18 protein-coding genes are annotated in these 21366 nt (G+C 72.2%); 13 read left to right on the top strand and 5 right to left on the bottom strand.

Features of this window, described 5'->3' with window-relative positions; translation table 11 throughout:
* The first annotated feature begins 14 nt into the window (after nucleotides 1-14).
* Genes AB0D44_RS13310 through AB0D44_RS13300 form a run of 3 tightly spaced genes read left to right on the top strand, consistent with a single transcriptional unit; the run spans nucleotide 15 to nucleotide 3483 of the window.
* Nucleotides 15-1061 carry a hypothetical protein gene (locus AB0D44_RS13310; RefSeq protein WP_362588961.1) on the top strand — a complete coding sequence of 349 codons (1047 nt, stop codon included), beginning with the start codon at nucleotides 15-17 and terminating at the stop codon, nucleotides 1059-1061.
* Nucleotides 1058-2152 (top strand): hypothetical protein, encoded by a 1095-nt coding sequence (locus tag AB0D44_RS13305; protein WP_362588958.1) that lies wholly within the window; start codon nucleotides 1058-1060, stop codon nucleotides 2150-2152. Before AB0D44_RS13310 ends, AB0D44_RS13305 begins: the two co-directional genes overlap by 4 nt.
* Entirely contained in the window at nucleotides 2149-3483 is a 1335-nt protein-coding gene (locus AB0D44_RS13300) for a hypothetical protein (protein WP_362588955.1), read from the top strand. The genes AB0D44_RS13305 and AB0D44_RS13300 overlap by 4 nt, the downstream gene beginning before the upstream one ends.
* Before the next feature lie 141 nt (nucleotides 3484-3624).
* On the opposite strand, the gene AB0D44_RS13295 is transcribed toward AB0D44_RS13300, so the two are convergent.
* A complete protein-coding gene (locus tag AB0D44_RS13295; RefSeq protein ID WP_362588952.1) occupies nucleotides 3625-5142 on the bottom strand; it encodes an oligopeptide:H+ symporter in 1518 nt (505 codons plus the stop codon).
* A 492-nt stretch (nucleotides 5143-5634) separates the two neighbouring features.
* Between AB0D44_RS13295 and AB0D44_RS13290 the strand changes: the two genes are divergently transcribed.
* Together AB0D44_RS13290 and AB0D44_RS13285 are read left to right on the top strand one after the other, a co-directional pair.
* A complete protein-coding gene (locus AB0D44_RS13290; protein WP_362588949.1) occupies nucleotides 5635-6312 on the top strand; it encodes a response regulator transcription factor in 678 nt (225 codons plus the stop codon).
* Between the two features lie 14 nt (nucleotides 6313-6326).
* Nucleotides 6327-7592, top strand: a complete 1266-nt coding sequence (locus AB0D44_RS13285) for an ATP-binding protein (RefSeq protein ID WP_362588947.1) — start codon at nucleotides 6327-6329, stop codon at nucleotides 7590-7592.
* Nucleotides 7593-7630: 38 nt separating this feature from the next.
* Here the strand turns inward: AB0D44_RS13285 and AB0D44_RS13280 are convergent, their stop codons facing one another.
* On the bottom strand, nucleotides 7631-8173 hold the full coding sequence (locus AB0D44_RS13280) for a GtrA family protein (RefSeq protein WP_362588944.1): 543 nt from the start codon (nucleotides 8171-8173) through the stop codon (nucleotides 7631-7633).
* Between the two features lie 221 nt (nucleotides 8174-8394).
* Here AB0D44_RS13280 and AB0D44_RS13275 point away from each other — a divergent pair, with 221 nt between their 5' ends.
* From AB0D44_RS13275 to AB0D44_RS13260, 4 genes are all read left to right on the top strand, one after another.
* On the top strand, nucleotides 8395-9513 hold the full coding sequence (locus AB0D44_RS13275; protein WP_362589066.1) for a 5-(carboxyamino)imidazole ribonucleotide synthase: 1119 nt from the start codon (nucleotides 8395-8397) through the stop codon (nucleotides 9511-9513).
* Nucleotides 9510-10046: a 5-(carboxyamino)imidazole ribonucleotide mutase gene (gene purE / locus AB0D44_RS13270; protein WP_362588941.1), complete on the top strand. Its 537-nt coding sequence runs from the start codon at nucleotides 9510-9512 to the stop codon at nucleotides 10044-10046. Before AB0D44_RS13275 ends, purE begins: the two co-directional genes overlap by 4 nt.
* Complete coding sequence (locus tag AB0D44_RS13265; RefSeq protein WP_362588938.1) at nucleotides 10043-11224, top strand: dipeptidase; 1182 nt, start codon at nucleotides 10043-10045, stop codon at nucleotides 11222-11224. The genes purE and AB0D44_RS13265 overlap by 4 nt, the downstream gene beginning before the upstream one ends.
* Before the next feature lie 153 nt (nucleotides 11225-11377).
* Nucleotides 11378-12445, top strand: a complete 1068-nt coding sequence (locus AB0D44_RS13260) for a membrane dipeptidase (RefSeq protein WP_362588935.1) — start codon at nucleotides 11378-11380, stop codon at nucleotides 12443-12445.
* 98 nt (nucleotides 12446-12543) lie between these two features.
* Here the strand turns inward: AB0D44_RS13260 and AB0D44_RS13255 are convergent, their stop codons facing one another.
* The gene (locus AB0D44_RS13255; RefSeq protein WP_362588932.1) at nucleotides 12544-13887 is read right to left on the bottom strand and encodes a UDP-glucose/GDP-mannose dehydrogenase family protein; all 1344 of its coding nucleotides are present in this window, start codon (nucleotides 13885-13887) and stop codon (nucleotides 12544-12546) included.
* A 196-nt stretch (nucleotides 13888-14083) separates the two neighbouring features.
* On the opposite strand from AB0D44_RS13255, the gene AB0D44_RS13250 reads away from it, so the two are divergent.
* Complete coding sequence (locus AB0D44_RS13250; RefSeq protein ID WP_362588930.1) at nucleotides 14084-15241, top strand: acyl-CoA dehydrogenase family protein; 1158 nt, start codon at nucleotides 14084-14086, stop codon at nucleotides 15239-15241.
* A gap of 252 nt (nucleotides 15242-15493) precedes the next feature.
* Nucleotides 15494-16576, top strand: a complete 1083-nt coding sequence (locus tag AB0D44_RS13245; RefSeq protein ID WP_362588927.1) for an NDP-sugar synthase — start codon at nucleotides 15494-15496, stop codon at nucleotides 16574-16576.
* A 110-nt stretch (nucleotides 16577-16686) separates the two neighbouring features.
* Here AB0D44_RS13245 and AB0D44_RS13240 read toward each other — a convergent pair whose 3' ends face one another.
* Nucleotides 16687-17991 (bottom strand): LCP family protein, encoded by a 1305-nt coding sequence (locus AB0D44_RS13240; protein WP_362588924.1) that lies wholly within the window; start codon nucleotides 17989-17991, stop codon nucleotides 16687-16689.
* Nucleotides 17992-18097: 106 nt separating this feature from the next.
* On the opposite strand from AB0D44_RS13240, the gene AB0D44_RS13235 reads away from it, so the two are divergent.
* A complete protein-coding gene (locus tag AB0D44_RS13235; RefSeq protein ID WP_362588921.1) occupies nucleotides 18098-18634 on the top strand; it encodes an acyl-CoA thioesterase in 537 nt (178 codons plus the stop codon).
* Between the two features lie 39 nt (nucleotides 18635-18673).
* On the opposite strand, the gene AB0D44_RS13230 is transcribed toward AB0D44_RS13235, so the two are convergent.
* A complete protein-coding gene (locus AB0D44_RS13230) occupies nucleotides 18674-20053 on the bottom strand; it encodes an LCP family protein (protein WP_362588918.1) in 1380 nt (459 codons plus the stop codon).
* 282 nt (nucleotides 20054-20335) lie between these two features.
* Between AB0D44_RS13230 and AB0D44_RS13225 the strand changes: the two genes are divergently transcribed.
* On the top strand, nucleotides 20336-21361 hold the full coding sequence (locus AB0D44_RS13225) for a glycosyltransferase family 2 protein (RefSeq protein ID WP_362588916.1): 1026 nt from the start codon (nucleotides 20336-20338) through the stop codon (nucleotides 21359-21361).
* The last annotated feature ends 5 nt before the right edge of the window (nucleotides 21362-21366 follow it).

The following is a 21366-nucleotide window of genomic DNA, read 5'->3' as shown; positions in this document are numbered from 1 at the left end:
GAGCACCCCCGGCCATGCCCGTGCTCCGACCCCCCCGAAGGCTCCGCCGGCTCGGGGCGCTGCTCCTTGCGGCCACCGTGCCGGCCCTGCTCCTGGCTCCCCCGGCCGCCGCGGATCCCGCGGCGGCGGACGAGCCCGGCTGGACCGCCGAGCCCGTCGCCGGTCCGGCCGCCGCGGCCCGGCCCGGCGGGGGCCGCCCGTACTTCTACCTCTCCGGCCCGCCGGGCACCGTCCTCGAGGACCGCCTCGCCCTGGCCAACACCACGGACCGGGAACGCACGGTCACCCTGCGCGGAGCGGACGCCTACAACACCGCCGACGGCGCCTTCGCGGTCCGCCCGGCCCGCCCCGCGGCCGGAGACCGCCCACAAGCACCCGGCGCCGGCGCCGGCGCGTGGATCAGCTTCGGCGCCGGAGCCACCGTGACGATCCCGCCCCGCACCCGCGCGGTGGTCCCCTTCACGCTCACCGTGCCGCCCGGTTCCCCGCCCGGCGACCATCCCGCCGCCGTGGTCGCCGCCGAGGGCGGCCACGAGGTCGGCGTACGGGTCCACCTGCGGGTCAGCGGCCCCGCCCTGGCCGCCCTCACGGTCGAGGACGTCGCCGTACGGGGCAGGGGCCCCTCCGCGGTCGTCGCCTACACCCTGGTCAACCGCGGCAACGTGGCCCTCGCCCCGGACCTGGCCCTGCGGGCCGAGGGCCTCTTCGGCGACGTGCCGGGACGCACCGGCCGCGCCCTGCCCGTCGAACTGCTCCCCGGCCAGCGGGTGGAGCTCACCGAGCCGTGGCCCGGAGCCCCCGCCCTGGACCGGGTGCGCGTCACCCTCACCGTCAGCGCCCCCGGGGGCGCCCGCGCGGTGGCCTCCGGATCGCGCTGGCTCGTGCCGTGGAACCTCGCCGGATGGGCGGGAGCGGGCCTGCTCGCGCTCGGCGGGACCACCGCGGCCGCGCTGTGCCTCGTACGCGCCCGCCGGCTTCGCCCAGACCCGCCGCACGGGGCGCCGCCCGCGGCCGGGCACGCCCCTGCACCCGAACACGAACTGACGGGAGCCCCCCGGTGAGAAGACTCGCAGCCTTGCTCGCCGCCGGGCTGGCGGTGTGCGCGCTCGCCTTGTTCCCGGCGCACCCGGCCGCCGCCGCCGAGGCCGAACCGGCCGTCGCGCTCTCGCTCCAGGAGGCCGCCAAGGGCACCGAGATCACCGTCACGGGCACCGGCTGGCGGGCCAAGACCCTCGTGATGCTGCTGGTCTGCGGGCAGAACATGATCGGCGGGACCAACAGCTGCGCCAACGCCGACGGCGTGGCCGTGTCCGTCGCCGACGACGGGCACTTCGCCGCGCAGCTGCCCGTGGTGGCACCGCCCAAGCCCTGCCCCTGCGTCGTCAACGTCACCTCGGTCAACGGCGACCAGTCCACCGTCGCCGCCGGCCTGAAGATCACCGACCATCCGGTGGCCGAGCTGCCCGCCGCATCCGGAACGGCCCGCCTCGCGATGCTCACCGGGGTCCGGCTGGAGGGCGACGACGGCGTGCTGACCTGGTTCGGCGCCCCGCCCAGCCGCACGTTCAAGGTCACCGTCGGCAACCTGGGCTCCGCCCCGGTCAAGGACCCGGTGTTCCAGCTCGGCACCGCCCACGGGGTGTTCGCACCGCTGTGGGAGGAGGTCCGCTGGAAGGGGACCATCGCCCCCGGCGGCAAGGCGGAGATCGCCCTGAACGTGGCCCTCACCGCGGGCGCGTACGGCGACTACACCATCTCCCTCAAGTACGGCGAGACCGTCGTGGCCACCCAGCCCTGGGGCGTGGACCGGCCGTACGGCGTCCTGCTCTTCTGGGGCCTGCTCCTGCTGGTCATCCCGGCCGCGGTCTTCCGCGTCGGCATGGCCGTCGTCGACAGGGTCCGGCCGCGCACGGCGTCCTCCGGCCGCCACCGCGGCGCCCGCATCCCCGAGGCGGCGGCCGCCGTGACGGCCCGCCTGCCCGGGATCCCCGCCGTACGGGGACCCGCGCGCGGGACCCGCCGGCCGGCGGCGGAACCCCCCGAGACCACCACGGCGGTCCTGCCGTGGTTCACCCCGGACAGCGCGCCGGAGACAGCACCGCAGACGTCCGCACCGTCTGAGAACCGTTCGACGACGAAGGGACATTCGTGAAGACCCAACGGAGGGTGAGCGCGGCCGTGGTCGCGCTGCTGCTCGGCGGCGCGGGTATCGCCATCTCGGCTTCGCCCGCCCTGGCCGCCGAGGCCACGTTCAAGGTCAAGTGCGTTCCGCCGGCCGGCGGGGGCGACCCCGTGGAGGGCGAGACCACGGCCAAGATCACGGCCCCGGCCACGGCCAAGGTCGGTGACGAGGTCGAGGTGGTCTGGGAGACCGTCAAGCCCGCCTCGAACAACACGGACCTGATGGACATCCCGAAGGACGCCGTCCAGCCCACCGGCTGGATCGCCGTGGGCGGCGGCATGGGCGAGCTGAAGGTCGTCGGGGAGAAGAAGAACCCGCCGATCCCGAAGAAGGCCCCCATGGTCATGTCGCCCATGAAGGGCAAGCTCAAGCTCACCAAGCCCGGCAAGATCACCCTTACCCCCGGCAAGTACGACGTCGCCGTCACCTTCTCCTTCGGCACCTTCGTCACCAAGTGCGCGCCGACCGGCGAGGTGAAGGGCGGGGCCACCATCGACGTGGCGGCCGGCTCCAGCGGCGGCACGACCAACGGGGGCACGACCAACGGGGGCACGACCAACGGAGGCACCACCAACGGAGGCACCACCAACGGGGGCACGACCAACGGAGGCACGACCAACGGAGGCTCCACCAACGGAGGCACCACCAGCGGCGGAAGCGGCGGCCAGACCGACTTCCCGGGCAAGGCCGTCGAGGTCGCCTTCGACTGCGGCCCGGTCGTCCCCGGGGGCATCAAGACCCCGGTCACGATCAACGCGAAGAAGAACGGCGGCAGCTACGACCTGACCGTCAAGACGGCGAAGGGCGCGATGGCCGCGCCCATGGCGCTGCCCGCGGGGGCCCTCAAGCCCTCGATGAACGTCAAGCTCGGCGGCGCGGACAGCGGAACGGTCAAGGTCTCCGGCCCGGCCAACGCGGAGCCGATCCCCGACAAGGCCCCGGTCAGCCTCAACGACATGACCGGCACCTACAAGCCGGGCAAGAGCGGCAAGGTGACGCTGAGCCCGGACCAGCTGACCATCGACGTCACGATGGCCCCGGGCTCCACGCCGATCAACGTGCCCTGCAAGGCGACCAGCAGCGGCGTCTCACTGGAGCTGGACACCACCGCCCAGGCGGGCGGATCCGGCTCGCCCTCCACCACGGGCACCACCACCAACGGGCCGGGCGGGCTCGCCGACACCGGCGCCCAGGACGAGGGCGGCATCAAGGCCCTGGCCCTGGTCGCCGGCACGGTGATCCTGCTCGGCGGCGCCGTCTTCACCTTCACCCCGTGGCGCCGGCTGCGCGGCACGCGGTAACCGCACGGCGTCGCGCGTCACTCGCCGACCGCGCGCACCCCGCCTTCCGGCGCGGTGCGCGCGGCTCATCCGGATGCGCTACGCGAGCGGCCCGGCGCACCTTTCGGTGTGCCGGGCCGCTCGTGTAGCGCAGGGGGTGCGTCAGTGCACGGAACCCATCAGCGACTGGACCTTCTTGCGGTAGGAGTAGACCGCGAAGCCCGCGAGCACCGCGGCGGCGGCCTCGAAGCCGATCACCCAGGTGCCGTTCAGGTCGACGCCGGCGATGGAGAGCAGGCTGGTGGTGCAGTCACCGGCGGTGACCGCGAGGAACCAGACGCCCATCATCTGGGAGGCGTACTTCTGCGGTGCCATCTTCGTGGTGACCGAGAGGCCGACCGGGGAGAGGCACAGCTCACCGATGGTCTGGATCATGTAGATCGAGACGAGCCACATCGGGGAGACCATGGTGCCGTCGCCCGCCATGTTCATCGGGACGATGAAGACGAAGAACGAGGCGCCGATCAGGAGCAGACCCATCGCGAACTTCACGATGGTGTTCGGCTCCTGGTTCTTGCGGGCCAGCCACAGCCACAGCCAGGCGAAGACCGGGGCCAGGGCCATCACGAACAGCGGGTTCAGCGACTGGTACCAGGTGGCCGAGAAGCCGAGGCCGAAGACGGTGTCGGCGGTCTTGGAGTCGGCGAACAGCGACAGCGTGGAGCCGCCCTGGTCGTAGATCATCCAGAAGACGGCAGCGGCGACGAAGAACCAGATGTAGGCCGTCATGCGCGACTGCTCGGTGCCCGACAGGTCCTTGTCGCGCTTGATCCGCGTCAGCACGGCGATCGGGATGATCAGGCCGGCCAGGGTCAGCGGGACCAGGGCCCAGTTCAGGGTGTAGTGGCCGAGCCAGACCACGGCACCGTAGAAGACGGCGATGCCCACGACCGCGAGCACGACCTTCGTGATGACGGCGCTGCGCTCCTCGGCAGACAGCGGGTTCGGGACCTCGCTGCTCTTCGGGCTCAGGTTCTTGGTGCCGATCAGGAACTGGGCGAGACCCAGACCCATGCCGACGGCGGCGAGGGCGAAGCCCAGGTGCCAGTTGTGCTCCTTGCCGACCGTTCCGACGACGAACGGGGCGACGAAGGCACCGAGGTTGATGCCGATGTAGAAGAGCGTGAAGCCGCCGTCGCGGCGCGGGTCCTCCGGGCCGTCGTACAGGTGGCCGACCATCGTGGAGATGTTGGCCTTCAGCAGACCGGAACCGGTCGCGACGAGGATCAGACCGACGAAGAACATCGCCTGGCCCGGGAGGGCCAGCGACAGGTGACCACCCATGATCACGAAACCGGCGATGGCGACCGTCTTGCGGGCGCCCCAGACGCGGTCACCGAACCATCCGCCCGGCATGGCCATCAGGTAGACCATGGAGACGTACACGGAGTAGATGGCCGTGGTCGTGGCCGCGGTCATGGCAAGGCCGCCGCCCTGGCTGCCCGTGGCGGCGTCGGCACCGCCCGAGACCAGGTAGTACACGAGAAGTGCGCGCATGCCGTAGTAGGAGAAGCGCTCCCACATCTCGGTCATGAACAGCGTGGCCAGGCCACGGGGGTGGCCGAAGAAGGTCTTCTCGGTGGACGGATCCGCCGAGTCCCTCGTCAGGCTGGAAGCCATGGTCGATCCTTGCTTGCTCGGGACGCGTGGCTTCGTGAGCCCATCAGCGCCCGGTGGGGGGTGGCCGGCACCGGCAGCGGAGGTCCCGCCCCACGCCCTGGGGTCCGCCTCCTGGGTTCGGAGGAGAAGGGACGTCCGTAACCGGGATCCACGCCCGGCCGCGCATCATCGCGCGACGGGCCCGGCCCACAGGTCATTCACTGTCATCAAGCCCGGACAGGCCAGTCCGTCAAGACTGCCCGGTCCGGTCAGGACAGAAAAAGAGGCCTTCGGCTCGCTTTTCGGCACAAAGGTCCCTGAGGTAGTGCATCAGGCGTCTCGACACCATACGACACGACAGGGCCGGATAAGGAAGGACTTGAGATATGGATCACAGGCGCCGTGGGAACCGTTCGACCATATTCGAAGGCGGCCCCTCGTTCATAAGCCCAGATAGACAGGGGTCTTCCCGCGGCCCCCTCGAACCAGTCGCCTCGGACTACCATCACCCACATGACGCGTGTACTGCTCGCCGAGGACGACGCATCCATCTCGGAGCCCCTGGCCCGCGCCCTGCGCCGGGAGGGGTACGAGGTCGAGGTCCGGGAGGACGGCCCCACGGCCCTGGACGCAGGACTGCAGGGCGGCGTCGACCTCGTCGTCCTGGACCTCGGACTGCCGGGCATGGACGGCCTGGAGGTGGCCCGCCGGCTGCGCGCCGAGGGCCACGGCTTCCCGATCCTGGTCCTGACCGCCCGGGCGGACGAGGTCGACACGGTCGTCGGCCTCGACGCCGGCGCCGACGACTACGTCACCAAGCCCTTCCGCCTCGCCGAGCTGCTGGCCCGGGTCCGGGCCCTGCTCCGGCGCGGCGCGGCCGAGGCCACCCAGCCCCCCGCCACCCACGGCGTGCGCATCGACGTCGAATCGCACCGCGCCTGGATGGGGGAGGAGGAGCTCCAGCTCACGGCCAAGGAGTTCGACCTGCTGCGCGTCCTGGTCCGCGACGCCGGCCGGGTCGTCACCCGCGACCAGCTCATGCGCGAGGTCTGGGACACCACCTGGTGGTCCTCCACCAAGACCCTCGACATGCACATCTCCTGGCTGCGCAAGAAGCTGGGCGACGACGCGGCCAACCCCCGCTACATCGCCACCGTGCGCGGCGTCGGCTTCCGCTTCGAGAAGAGCTGAGCGGCTCCCACGCCATGCGCCGCCGTCTGATCAACTCCACGCTCGCCGTCGTACTCGTCGTGATCGCCGTCTTCGGCGTCTCCCTGGTGATCGTGGAGACCCGGACCATCACCAGCAGCGCCCAGGACCGCATCGAGTACGAGGCCCAGCGCCTGGTCGGGATCGTCGAGGCGAACGTCCTGGAGCACGAGCAGGTCGACCCGCAGGCCCTCGCCGACCAGCTGGACGTCGGCCACCACGCCACGATCACCATCCCCGGGCAGCCCACCGTGGAGGTCGGCCACCGGATCGACGAGGAGGTCATCCGCGGCACCGCACGCGGCGAGCAGGGCGAGACCGTCGTCGTCGAGGAAGCCCGCTCCACCGTGACCAAGGAGGTCGGGCGGACCCTCGCGGTGGTCGGCGCCGTCGCGCTGCTGGCCGTCGTGGCGGCCGTACTGCTCGCCGTACGGCAGGCGAACCGGCTGGCCTCCCCGCTCACCGACCTCGCCGAGACCGCCGAGCGCCTGGGATCCGGGGACCCGCGGCCGCGGCACAAGCGGTACGGGGTGCCCGAGCTGGACCGGGTCGCGGACGTACTGGACTCCAGCGCCGAGCGGATCGGCAGGATGCTGACCGCCGAGCGGCGCCTGGCCGCGGACGCCTCGCACCAGCTGCGGACCCCGCTCACCGCGCTGTCGATGCGGCTGGAGGAGATCACGGTCACCGAGGACCTGGAGACCGTACGGGAGGAGGCGACCATCGCCCTGACCCAGGTCGAGCGGCTCACGGACGTGGTGCAGCGCCTGCTCACGAACTCGCGGGACCCGCGGACCGGCTCGGCGGTCCCCTTCGACCTGGACGAGGTCGTCAAACAGCAGGTGGAGGAGTGGCGGCCCGCCTACCGCAGCGCCGGCCGGGCCATCGTGCGCTCCGGCAAGCAGGGCGTACGGGCCGTCGGCACCCCGGGCGCGGTCGCCCAGGTATTGGCCACCCTGGTGGAGAACGCGCTGATGCACGGCGGCGGCACCGTCGCCCTGCGCACCCGGGTGGTCGGGAACCAGGCGGTGCTGGAGGTCACCGACGAGGGGCCGGGCGTCCCGCCGGACCTCGGCAACCGGATCTTCGAGCGGGCCATCAGCGGCCGCAACTCCACCGGCATCGGCCTGGCCGTCGCGCGGGACCTCGCGGAGGCCGACGGCGGGCGCCTCGAGCTGCTCCAGGCGCAGCCGCCGGTCTTCGCCCTGTTCCTGAGCCGGACGGCCCCGGAGCGCACGGAGCCCGAGAAGACCGTCCGCTAGGTCTGCGGACCGGACCGGACCGGGCCGGGGGCCGCGGGCTAGCTCGCCGCGGGTTCGGGCTCGGGCTCGGGCTGCGGTTCGGGCTTGCGGTCCGGCTTGGGCAGCGGCGCGGGCTCGGGTATCGGCTCGGCCTCCGCGGCCGGCGGCAGGGCCTTGAAGACCCAGGTCCGGTACGACCAGAAGCGGAAGACGGTCGCGATGCCGATGCCGATGAACTTGAAGACGTTCGTGGCGACCGGTCCGTCCCAGCCGAAGCCGTACGTGGCCGTGTAGAGCACGCCGTTCTCGATCACCAGGCCGATCGCGCTGAAGCCGACGAACAGGGTGAACTCACGGGTGCGGCCGCTCTGGGCGCGGTCCCGGTAGGCGAAGTAGCGGAAGCCGAGGTAGTTCGTGGCGATGGCCACCACCGTGGCTATCACGCTCGCGCGCACCACCTGCAGGTCGGTCGTGTTGCGGATCAGGTTGAAGACACCCAGGTTGACCAGCACACCCAGACCGCCGACCGCCCCGAACTTGGCGACCTCCCGAACGAGACCGCGTACGCGTTCGAGAACAGATCCGTTCCCCGGCGTGCTCATCTGAATGGTCAGTCCCTGTCGGTCACCGCCCCGCACGGGGGCGTCCGCTGTTCTCCGTCAACCCCCTCATGTTAATTGTCGCCCCTGCGCTCCGTCTGTGCCTTCGCGCACCGTGCGACGCACGGCACACCGGCGTGTCCGGGCAGGAACAGCGCCCGGGCGGGTCCCGATGGCGCAAAACCGCCGGATACCCTGGAGGAGTGACGTTCCCGGTAGTCGGCATGGTCGGCGGCGGACAGCTCGCCCGCATGACCCACGAGGCGGGCATCCCCCTCGGCATCAGATTCAAGATCCTCAGTGACACCCCACAGGACTCGGCGGCCCAGGTCGTGAGCGACGTCGTCATCGGCGACTATCGCGATCTGGAGACCCTGCGCGCCTTCGCGCGCGGCTGCGACGTGATCACCTTCGATCACGAGCACGTGCCCACCGAGCACCTCAGGGCCCTGGAGGCGGACGGCGTCCCCGTCCGCCCGGGGCCCGACGCGTTGGTGCACGCCCAGGACAAGGGGGTGATGCGCGCCAAGCTCGACGAGATCGGCGCGCCGAGCCCCCGCCACCGGATCGTGAGCGATCCGGCGGACGTGGCGGCCTTCGCGGACGAGGTGGGCGGCTTCCCCGTCATCCTCAAGACGGTGCGCGGCGGGTACGACGGCAAGGGCGTGTGGTTCGTCCGCACCCCCGAGGACGCGGCGGCGCCCTTCAAGGCGGGTGTGCCGGTCCTGGCGGAGGAGAAGGTCGAGTACGTCCGCGAGCTCGCGGCCAACATCGTCCGCTCCCCGCACGGCCAGGCGGTGGCCTACCCCGTCGTGGAGTCCGTCCAGGTGGACGGGGTCTGCGACACGGTGATCGCCCCCGCCCCGAACCTCTCGGAGGAGCTGGCGGGCGAGGCCCAGACCCTGGCCCTGCGCATCGCCCGGGAGCTCGGCGTGACCGGCCACCTGGCCGTGGAGCTGTTCGAGACGACCGACGGCCGCATCCTCGTCAACGAACTGGCCATGCGCCCGCACAACAGCGGCCACTGGACCCAGGACGGCGCCGTCACCTCCCAGTTCGCCAACCACGTGCGCGCGGTCCTGGACCTCCCGCTGGGCGACCCGCGCCCCCGCGCCAAGTGGACGGTCATGGCGAACGTGCTGGGCGGGGACTACCCCGACATGTACGCGGCGTACCTGCACTGCATGGCCCACGACCCCCAGCTGAAGATCCACATGTACGGCAAGGACGTGAAACCCGGCCGCAAGGTCGGCCACGTCAACACCTACGGCGACGACCTGGACGATGTGCTGGAGCGCGCACGCCACGCTGCCGACTACCTCAGAGGAACGGTCACCGAATGAGCACCTCCGCCGCAGGCCCCGTCGTCGGCATCGTCATGGGGTCCGATTCGGACTGGCCGGTCATGGAGGCCGCCGCCCAGGCCCTGGACGAGTTCGAGATCCCCTACGAGGTCGACGTCGTCTCGGCGCACCGCATGCCGCGCGAGATGGTCGCGTACGGGGAGCAGGCCGCCGACCGCGGCCTGAAGGCGATCATCGCCGGTGCCGGCGGGGCCGCCCACCTGCCCGGCATGCTCGCCTCGGTCACCCCGCTGCCGGTCATCGGCGTCCCGGTCCCGCTGAAGTACCTCGACGGCATGGACTCGCTGCTGTCGATCGTGCAGATGCCCGCCGGGGTCCCCGTCGCCACCGTCTCGGTCGCCGGGGCGCGCAACGCCGGGCTGCTCGCGGTCCGGATGCTGGCCGCGCACGACGCCGAGCTGCTGGGCCGGATGCGCGAGTTCCAGCAGGAGCTGAACGACCAGGCCACCGAGAAGGGCAAGCGGCTGCGGACGAAGGTGGCGGGCGCGGAGTCCTTCGGATTCGGCAAGTGAGCGCGGCGCAGCGCCTGGACGAGGCGCGCGCGCTGCTGGCCGAGCACCCCGTCGTGGACGGTCACAACGACCTGCCCTGGGCGCTGCGCAAGCAGGTGCGCTACGACCTGGACCAGCGCGACATCGCCGGCGACCAGTCGGCGTACCTGCACACCGACATCCCGCGGCTGCGGGCCGGCGGGGTCGGCGCGCAGTTCTGGTCGGTGTACGTGAGCACCGAGCTGACCGGCGACGAGGCGGTCAGCGCCACGCTGGAACAGGTGGACGCGGTCGACCAGCTGATCGGCCGTTACCCCGCCGACCTGGTGCGGGCGCTGACCGCGGACGACATGGAGGCGGCCCGCGCGGAGCGCCGGATCGCCTCGCTGATGGGCGCCGAGGGCGGCCACTCCATCAACAACTCGCTCGCCACCCTGCGCGCCCTGTACCGGCTGGGCGTGCGGTACCTGACGCTCACCCACAACGACACCATCGACTGGGCGGATTCGGCGACCGACGAGCCCCGGCACGGCGGTCTGACGGAGTTCGGCCGCGAGGTCGTCGCCGAGATGAACCGCGTCGGGATGCTGGTGGACCTCTCGCACGTGGCCGCGACGACGATGCGCGACGCGCTGGACGCCACGGCCGCGCCGGTCGTCTTCTCGCACTCCTCGGCGCGTGCGGTGTGCGACCACCCGCGCAACATCCCCGACGACGTGCTGGAGCGGCTCCCGGCCAACGGCGGGGTGGCCATGGCCACCTTCGTCCCGAAGTTCATCCTGCCGGCGGCCGTCGAGTGGACGCTGGCCGCGGACGAGAACCTGCGGGCGCACGGCCTGCACCACCTGGACACGACGCCCCGGGCGATGGCCCTGCACCGGGCGTTCGAGGCAGAGCGCCCGCGCCCGGTGGCCACGGCCGCCACCGTCGCCGACCACCTGGACCACATGCGCGAGGCGGCCGGGATCGACCACATCGGCATCGGCGGGGACTACGACGGCACGGCCTTCACCCCGTCCGGGCTGGACGACGTGGCGGGCTACCCGAACCTGGTCGCGGAGCTGCTCGCGCGCGGCTGGTCGAAGGCCGACCTGGCGAAGCTGACCTGGTCCAACGCGGTACGGGTGCTGCGCGATGCGGAGGCGGTGGCGCGGGACCTGTCGGCGTCCCGCGGGCCGTCCAACGCGGTGATCCGGTAGGGACACCGCCCGCACCTGCGGGCCGGCGCGTGGGGCGAGCGGGTGTGACCTCCGGGTTACACCCGAATGCCACACCTGCCGGGCGACCGGGGCGTCCCGCGTGTCACGGTGGCACCAGCTCTCCCTGCTGCCGCCGAGACCGGAGCGAACGCCATGGCCGACCTGCAGGATGAACCCCACTCCGTGGGCATCGGGGCGGAAGACCTTCCCGCCCCCCCAGCGGTGACCGGGGCCCTCGAACGGGCCGCCGCGCTGCTGGCCGTGCATCCCGTCGCGGACGGGTGCAACACGCTCGTCTGGACCCTGCGCCAGACCCCGTACCACGACATCGACACGCCCGACGCCGGTGTCGACACCGACATCCCGCGACTGCGCGTCGGGGGAGTCGGTGCCCAGTTCTGGTCGCTGCTCACCCCGGACGAAGGCGCGGCGGACGACCAGGTGGTGTCCGACACCCTGGAACAGATCGACGTGGCGCTGGCCCTGGTCCACCGCTACCCCGACGGCCTGTGCCTCGCACTGACCGCCGACGACATGTCGGACGCGCGCAACCGCGGCCGCATCGCCTGCTTCCTGGGACCGGTGCCCGGCCGGACGCTGACCGACTCGCTGAGCGCGCTGCACGCGTTCCACGCGTTGGGCGTACGGATCCTCGCGCCCGCGGGGGCGCCCTGGGCGCGGCGGGACCTGACGGCCTTCGGCCACGAGGTGGTCCAGGAGGCGAACAGGCTCGGCATCGTGCTGGACCTGACCGGGTGCCCGCCGACCACGGCCTGCCGGATCGCGGCCGCCTCGAAGGCGCCGGTGCTCATTTCGAACACGGCGGCCGCGGCCCTGAACCCGCACCCGCGGAACGTCACCGACGAGGTCCTGCTGGCCCTGCGGGAGGCGAACGGCCTGGCGATGGTCACCTTCGACCCCGCCCGGACCGGGGACTCCCTGCACGCGGTGGCCGACCACATCGACCACGTACGGGCCGTCGCGGGCCCGCACTGCGTCGGCCTGGGCGCCGGCTTCGGCGCCGAACCGGGCGACCCCCGCCCCACGGGTCTGACCGACCCCTCGGGGTACCCCCACCTGATCGCGGAACTCCTCGACCGGGGCTGGCCGGAATCCGACCTGGCCCTGCTGACCTGGGGCAACGCCCAACGGGTCCTGCGCGACGCGGAATTCACCTCCCGTGCCGCCCACCACCGGCGTCCCGCCCCGACACCTTTCTGAGGCGGCTCCCGCACCACCCCGCCGGGGACCGGGACACCGGCCCCGGCTCCCGGCGGCTGCGGGCGGGGCCCGCCCCGCCCGCACCCGCCGGAGCGGTACTAGGCCCGGGGGCGGCCCATCGCGCGGTAGGTCCAGCCGGCCGCGCGCCACAGCTCGGGGTCGAGCGCGTTGCGGCCGTCCAGGACCAGCCGGTCGGTGACGACGCGGCCCAGCTCCGCCGGGTCGAGCTCGCGGAACTCGCGCCACTCGGTCAGGTGGAGGACGACCTCCGCGCCCCGGGCCGCCTCCAGCGCGGAATCCGCGTACCCCAGCGTCGGGAAGACGCGCCGCGCGTTGTCCATGCCCTTGGGGTCGTAGACGGTGACCTGGCCGCCCTGGAGGTGGATCTGCCCGGCCACGTTCAGCGCGGGCGAGTCGCGGACGTCATCGGAGTCCGGCTTGAACGTGGCCCCGAGCACGGCGACCCGCTTGCCGAGGAACGACCCGCCGACGGCCTCCCGCGCCAGCTCCACCATGTGCCCGCGCCGCCGCATGTTGATCGAGTCGACCTCCCGCAGGAAGGTCAGCGCCTGGTCGGCCCCCAGCTCGCCGGCCCGTGCCATGAAGGCCCGGATGTCCTTGGGCAGGCAGCCGCCGCCGAAGCCGATCCCGGCCCGCAGGAACTTCGAGCCGATCCGCTCGTCGTAGCCGATGGCCTCCGCCAGCTTGACCACGTCACCGCCGGCCGCCTCGCAGACCTCCGCCATCGCGTTGATGAAGGAGATCTTCGTGGCCAGGAAGGAGTTGGCGGCCGTCTTGACCAGCTCGGCGGTCGGGAAGTCGGTGACGACCAGCGGCGAGCCCTCCGACATCGGCGTCTCGTACACCTCGCGCAGCAGCTTCTCGGCCCGCTCGCCCTGGACGCCGATCACGATCCGGTCGGGGTGCAGGGTGTCCTGCACCGCGAAGCCCTCCCGCAGGAACTCCGGGTTCCACGCCAGCTCCACGTCCGCCCCCGCCGGCGCGAGCTCCGCGAGCTTCGCGGCCAGCCGCTGCGCCGAGCCCACCGGCACGGTGGACTTGCCGACCACCAGCACCGGCCGCGTCAGGTGCGGGGCCAGCGAGGCCATCGCGGAGTCGACGTAGGACATGTCGCAGGCGTACTCGCCGTGCTTCTGCGGAGTGTTCACGCACACGAAGTGGACGTCGCCGAACTCCCCGACCTCCTCCCAGGAGGTCGTGAACCGAAGCCGCCCCGAGGAGCCCGGCAGCCCGGCCACGTGCCGGGCCAGCAGTTCCTCCAGCCCCGGCTCGTACATCGGCACCCGGCCCGAGGCCAGCAGCTCGATCTTCTCCGGCACCACGTCCAGCCCCAGCACCTCGAACCCCAGCTCCGCCATCGCCGCGGCGTGCGTGGCGCCGAGGTAACCGGTGCCGATCACAGTGATCCTGAGGGGGGCCATGGGTGCTCCAGGGGGTGCGGGCCGTTTGCGGCCACTGAGCATAGTCGGGCCCGTCGCGGGGGACGTTCTCCCGTAGGTGACCCCGCTGTCACGCAACTCACGTGGGCCGTCCGTACCGCCACCTGCGCCTCGGCCACTAGGCTGGCGTTACTTAACGGTAGTTAGCATCACGCATCACCCTGGGGAGTGAGAGATCTTGGCGGGTTCTGCCGACTTCGACCTGTACCGCCCGGCCGAGGAGCACGACATGCTCCGCGAGTCGGTCCGCTCGCTCGCCGAGGCGAAGATCCTGCCGTTCGCCGCCGCGGTCGACGAGGAGTCCCGCTTCCCGCAGGAGGCCCTGGACGCGCTGGTCGCCAGCGACCTGCACGCCGTGCACGTGCCCGAGACCTACGGCGGCGCGGGCGCCGACGCCCTCGCCACCGTGATCGTGATCGAGGAAGTGGCCCGCGTCTGCGCCTCCTCCTCCCTCATCCCCGCGGTCAACAAGCTCGGCTCGCTCCCGGTGATCCTCTCCGGCTCCGAGGAGCTCAAGGCCAAGTACCTCGGCCCCCTCGCCAAGGGCGACGCGATGTTCTCGTACGCGCTCTCCGAGCCGGACGCGGGCTCCGACGCGGCCGGCATGAAGACCCGCGCGGTCCGCGACGGCGACTTCTGGGTGCTGAACGGCGTCAAGCGCTGGATCACCAACGCGGGCGTCTCCGAGTACTACACGGTCATGGCCGTCACCGACCCGGAGAAGCGCTCCAAGGGCATCTCCGCCTTCGTGGTCGAGAAGTCGGACGAGGGCGTCTCCTTCGGCGCGCCCGAGAAGAAGCTCGGCATCAAGGGCTCCCCGACGCGCGAGGTCTACCTCGACAACGTCCGCATCCCGGCCGACCGCATGATCGGCGCCGAGGGCACCGGATTCGCCACCGCGATGAAGACCCTCGACCACACCCGCATCACGATCGCCGCCCAGGCGCTCGGCATCGCGCAGGGCGCCCTGGACTACGCCAAGGGCTACGTCCAGGAGCGCAAGCAGTTCGGCAAGCCGATCGGCGACTTCCAGGGCGTGCAGTTCATGCTCGCGGACATGGCCATGAAGATCGAGGCCGCCCGCCAGCTGACGTACGCGGCCGCCGCGAAGTCCGAGCGCACCGACGCCGACCTGACCTTCTTCGGCGCCGCGGCCAAGTGCTTCGCCTCCGACGTGGCCATGGAGGTCACCACGGACGCCGTCCAGCTCCTCGGCGGCTACGGCTACACCCGCGACTACCCGGTGGAGCGCATGATGCGCGACGCCAAGATCACCCAGATCTACGAGGGCACCAACCAGGTCCAGCGGATCGTCATGGCGCGCAACCTGCCGTAGCGCGCCCGACCGGCAGGAACACGACGCGACGCGCACGGCCCCCGGCAGGCTGCCGGGGGCCGTGCGCGTCGCCGCGGGCACCGTTCCGCCGGAGCGGGAACGCCCGCGCGGCCAGGTCATTTGGGGACACGCCGGGCACTACGGCCGTACGGGTGGGCGCACGGGCGCGTTGCGCCACCTCAGGCCCTTCGGGGCCACTCGGATGGGCTAAATTTGGACCTTCGTACGCCGGAGTCGGTTGGGGAGAACGCAATGACGGAAGCGATCCTGCTGGTCGGCGGACAGGGGACGCGGCTGCGTCCCGTGACGGTGAACACGCCGAAGCCGATGGTCCCCACCGCAGGCGTGCCCTTCCTCGCCCACCAGATAGCCCGCGCCGCGGCCGCCGGTGTCACGCACATCGTGATGGCCACCTGCTACCTCGCCGAGGTCTTCGAGCCCTACTTCGGCGACGGATCCGAGTTCGGCGTCCACCTGGAGTACGTCGTCGAGGACGAGCCGCTCGGCACCGGCGGAGCCATCCGCAACGCCGCCCGGCTGCTCACCGGCGGCCCGGACTCGGCCGTCCTCGTCTTCAACGGGGACATCCTCACGGGCCTGGACATCGCCGGACTCGTCGCATCCCACACAACCGTGGACGCGGACGTCTCCCTGCACCTGGTCCAGGTCGAGGACCCGCGTGCCTTCGGCCTGGTCCCCACGGACTCCGAGGGGCGGGTGCTGGCCTTCACCGAGAAGCCACAGACCCCCGAAGAGATCATCACCGACCAGATCAACGCCGGCTGCTACGTCTTCCGCCGCAGCGTGATCGACTCCATCCCGGCGGGCCGCCCGGTCTCGGTCGAGCGCGAGACCTTCCCCGGCCTGCTGGCGTCCGGCGCCACGCTGCACGGGGTCACCGAGAACACCTACTGGATGGACCTGGGCAAGCCCGAGGCCATCGTCCAGGCATCCGCCGACCTGGTCCGCGGCGTGGTCTCCTCCCCGGCCGTCCCCGGCCGGCGCGGCGAGTCCCTCGTCCTGCCCGGCGCCCACGTGGCGGCCGGGGCCAAACTGTCCGGCGGCACGGTCGTGGGCGCCGGCGCCCGGATCGAGGCGGGGGCGGTCGTCCAGGGCTCCATCGTCCTGGAGGGCGCCGTCATCGGCGCCGACGCACAGGTGAGCGCCGGGCTGATCGGCGCGCGCGCCACGGTGGGCGAGCGGACCGTGCTGGACGGCGCCGTCATCGGCGACGACGCCGTCGTGGGGGCCGACAACGAGCTCCGCGCGGGCGCCCGGGTGTGGTGCGGGGCGCAGCTGCCCGACGCCGCCATCCGCTTCTCCCCGGACGCCTGAGCCGGGGCGGAACGCCCGAGCCGGGGCCCAACTCCCGAGTCGGGGCGGAACGCCCGAGCCGGGGCGGCTGCCGGCCGCCCCGCCCGGTCGGCGGAGGCGGCCCGGCGCCGTCAGTTGCCGCGGACGGTGACCTTCTCGTCGTTCTGGATCTGCTTGACCAGCTGCTGCACCTTGGCCTTGTCCCAGACCAGGTTGCCGCCGCGCTGCCCCGAGATCGGCATGTTCATCGAGACGCCGTCACCGCCGTTGACGCCCTTCATCGCGAAGAACATCTGGCCCATGTCGTACAGGCCCATGTCCTTGTCCACGATCAGCGTGTCCAGGCCCGCGCCCAGCAGCGGGTAGAGCTCGAACGGGTTGAGGACCGTGGTGGGGGTCGCCGCCTGGCTCGCGAGCGCCGCCAGGAACTTCTGCTGGTTCTTCGTCCGCTGCAGGTCCGACTCCGCGAAGGCGTACCGGGTCCGCACGAAGGCCAGCGACTGCTCGCCGTTCAGGGTCTGCCTGCCCGCCTGGAAGTCGGCACCGGACTTCTCGTCCTTGAAGCCCTGCTCGATGTCCAGCTCCACCCCGCCCAGCGCGTCCACGATGTTCGCGAAGCCGGCGAAGCCGATCTCCGCGTAGTGGTCGATCCGCAGGCCGGTGTTGTGCTCCACCGTCCGCACGAGCAGCTCGGGCCCGTCCTCCGCGTACGCCGCGTTGAGCTTGACCCGCCGCCCCTGCGCGGGGAACTTCTTGCCCGACTGGGAGCCCACGAAGGACGGGATCTCCACGTCCGAGTCGCGCGGCAGCGAGATCATGGTGTTCCCGCTGGAGCACTTCGCCAGGATCATCATCGAGTCGGTCCGCTTGCCCTCGGCCGAGCCCGTGTGGAGCTTCTTCTTCTCCTCGTCGGACATGCCCTCGCGGCTGTCGGAGCCCACGATCAGGTACGTGGTGCAGTCGCCCTCCTTCGGGCGCTCGATCACCTTGGACAGGTCCACCTCCCGGCGCACCTTGGAGTCCGCCCAGAAGTACGTGGAGACCGTCGTCACCACCAGCGCGGAGACCAGCACGATCGAGCCGACCTTGATCCGCTTGCGCCAGTCCGGCGCCGGTCCGGGCGCCCGCCCGGGGCGGCCGGGCCCCGAGGGCGGCTGAGCGGGCCCGCCGGGGCCCGCGGGCGACCCGTAGACCTGGCCCGTGTTGTAGCCGCTGTCGTAGCCGCCGTACGTGTCGTGGCCCTGCGCCTGCTGCGGGGGCACCGAGGGGGCGGGCGAGGGCGGTCCGGGGCGCCGGGCGGGCGGCGGTACCGCCGGCCGCGGCGGCTGCTGCCGGGGCGGGCGCTGGACGTGCCGCATCCGCTGCGCGCCCTCGGGCTGCGCTCCCGCGCTGCCGCGCCCGTACCCGTCCTCACGACCTTCAGGCCAGTCATTCATGCGCCCAAGGATGCCTGCCCGGGCGCGTCGTCCGACAGCCCGGGGTGGAGTCCGTTCCGTTCCTGTTGCAGAGCTGATGCCTGCGCACCGCATCTAAGGTGTCCGTATGACAGAGATACCGGGCGAGCTGCCCGGGAAGCCGACCGCGGCCTCCCGTACGACCCTCAGCCACATCATGACGGCCAACGACACCAATCTCCTCGGCACGGTGCACGGCGGCGTGATCATGAAGCTGGTGGACGACGCGGCCGGGGCCGTGGCCGGGCGCCACTCCGGCGGCCCCGCGGTCACCGCGTCCATGGACGAGATGGCCTTCCTCGCCCCCGTACGGGTCGGCGACCTCGTGCACGTGAAGGCCCAGTGCAACTGGACGGGCCGCTCCTCCATGGAGATCGGCGTACGGGTCCTCGCGGAGCGGTGGAACGAGTCCACCCCCGCCACCCAGGTCGGCAGCGCCTACCTCGTCTTCGCGGCCGTGGACGCCGAGGGCAAGCCCCGCCGGGTCCCGCCCGTCCTCCCCGAGACCGAGCAGGACGAGCGGCGCTACCAGGAGGCCCAGATCCGCCGCACGCACCGGCTCGCGCGCCGCCAGGCGATCATGGCCCTGCGCGAGGAGCGGGCCGCCCAGGGCTTCGACGACTGACCCGCGCGCCGGCCGGTTGCCTCCGGCCCGCGGCCCGGCTCAGGGTGCGCAGGTCACCTCGTCGCCCGTGAGCACCCCGGAGGTGCCCTGGTACGGGTCCTCCGCCCGCACCGGCACCACCTTGCGGTAGTCCGAGCCCGCGATCACCACCACCGTCCGGCCCTGGCGCGCCACCGCCCGCAGCTCGCTGCCGGGCAGCGCGGCCGCCACCGAGCGGGCGGAGCGGTCCCAGCGGGGGTCGTACGTGATCACGGTGCGCCGGACGTCGCGGCCGGCGCCGTTGCCGGGGGCCCCGGTGGTGTCGAATCCGGTGGCGCGCAGGGCCGCGTCCACCCGGCCGCCCAGCCCGTCGATCCGGGTCCCGTTCTCCACCTGGACCCGGACCTGCTTCGGCGGCACGTCCACCGGCACGGCCGCGATCCGGCTGCCGGAGTCCCCGGGGCGGACCGGGGCCAGCGGCCGGTCGTGCCGGAGCGCCTCGAAGAGCTTGGCGGCCTTGGGCTCGTCCCACTTCACGGTGGAGCCGATGCTCTTGACCCGGAAGGACGGGTCGCCGACGGGCACGGAGGCGAACTCCGAGGAGGAGGGGGTGAAGTCGCGCATGGCCTGGCCGAGGGCGAGCATCTGCTCCGAGCCGAAGCCCCGGTCGGCCCGGACCGAGCCCAGCAGCGTGGAGCTGACCTGCTTGAACTTGACCGGGTTGAGCAGCACCCCGCCGTTGGTGGCCTGCTTGATCAGGGCGGCGAGGAACCGCTGCTGGCGCTGCATCCGGCCGAGGTCGGAGGCCCCGTCGACATGGCGCGAGCGCACGTACTGCAGGGCCTGTCCGCCGGTCAGGCGGTGGGTGCCGGGCAGCAGGTCGAGGCCGGTGTTCGGGTCGCGCATGGTCTTGGCGGTGCAGATGTCCACCCCGCCGACGGCGTCGACCGTCTTCATGAAGCTGGTGAAGTCGACCTCCAGGTAGTGGTCGATCTTCACCCGGGTCATGTTCTCGACCGTCCGCACGGTCAGGTTGGGGCCGCCCTCCGCGTACGCGGCGTTCAGCCTCACCGGGTGCGCCTTGTGCGCCTTTCCGGTGACGAGGTCGTGGTGAGCGGGCACCTCCGCGTAGCTGTCGCGGGGCAGGCTGATGACGCTGGCCCGCTCCCGGTCCGCCGACAGGTGCACGAGCATGATGGTGTCGGTGCAGTGGCACGGCGCCCCGCCCAGGCGGTACTCGCGCTTCTCCTCCGGAGTGATCTTCTCCCGGCCGTCGGTGCCGACCAGCAGGAAGTTCAGCCCGTGGCCGGACTGCGGGCGGTTCTTCATGTCCTTGAAGGGGTCCACCCGCTCGATCCCGGTGTCCAGGCCGGTCATCACGGCGTGTCCGACGGCCCCGCAGCCCAGCACCGCCACCGACAGCCCGGCGGCGATCCGCACCCCCCACCGGGGTCTGTCGCCCCGGTGCCGGGCCGGACCGCCTCCCGAACCGCCGCGCCGTGCGCGCTGCGGCTGGGGCGGCCTGGCGGGACGGGTGGGACGGTGCGGCTGGGGCACGGGGGACACCTCCGCGGGGACAGCAGGGGAGACGATCGGCCTGGATCTGATGCGTAGGAACCGTAGGCCCATACGATCAGCCTCTGTCCGTACCGCTCACTCGGCGCGCACCCGGTTCCCCCGTACGCGGTAACGTGACACCGATACCCGACCGTGAAGGACCACATGCCCGCCCAGCAGCCCGCAGTCTCGGTGATCATGCCGGTGCTCAACGAGGAGCACTACCTCCGCGACTCCGTCCGCCACATCCTGGAACAGGAGTACGCGGGCGAGATGGAGGTGGTGATCGCGCTGGGGCCGTCCACGGACCGCACCGATGAGATCGCCGCAGAGCTCGTCGCCGAGGATTCCCGAGTCCACACCGTTCCGAACCCCACGGGCCGGACCCCGGCCGCCCTCAACGCCGCCATCAAGGCCTCCCGTCACCCGATCGTGGTACGCGTCGACGGCCACGGCATGCTCTCGCCGAACTACATCACCACCGCCGTGCGCCTCCTGGAGGAGACCGGTGCGCAGAACGTCGGCGGCATCATGCACGCCGAGGGCCAGAACGCCTGGGAAGAGGCCGTCGCCGCCGCGATGACCTCGAAGATCGGCGTCGGCAACGCACCGTTCCACACGGGCGGCACGGCGGGTCCGGCCGAGACCGTGTACCTCGGTGTCTTCCGCCGGGAAGCGCTGGAGCAGCAGGGCGGCTACAACGAGGAGTTCATCCGCGCCCAGGACTGGGAGCTGAACTTCCGCATCCGCGAGGCCGGCGGACTGGTCTGGTTCTCGCCGGAGCTGAAGGTCCAGTACCGCCCGCGGCGTTCCGTCCGGGCCCTGGCCAAGCAGTACAAGGACTACGGGCGCTGGCGCCACGTGGTGGCCCGGTACCACGCCGGCTCCATCAACCTGCGCTACCTGGCCCCGCCGACCCTGCTCTGCGCGATCGCGGCGGGCGTGGTCGTGGGTGCGGCCGTCACCCCGCTCGGCTTCGCCGTCCCGGCCGGCTACCTCGCGGCGATCGCCGTGGGCTCCGTGCCGGCCGGCAGGGGCCGCTCGCTCAAGGCCCGGGCGCAGATCCCGCTGGCCCTGGCGACCATGCACCTGTGCTGGGGCTACGGCTTCCTGACGAGCCCGCGCTCGCTCGCGAACAAGCTCATCGCGACCCGCCGCCCGGCCGTGCGCCGGGACCCCTCGCAGGTCTGAGCCAC

It is taken from the genome of Streptomyces sp. NPDC048349, assembly GCF_040651925.1.
In the GTDB taxonomy this organism is placed as follows: domain Bacteria; phylum Actinomycetota; class Actinomycetes; order Streptomycetales; family Streptomycetaceae; genus Streptomyces.
This window is presented reverse-complemented; position numbering and strand designations above follow the sequence as displayed.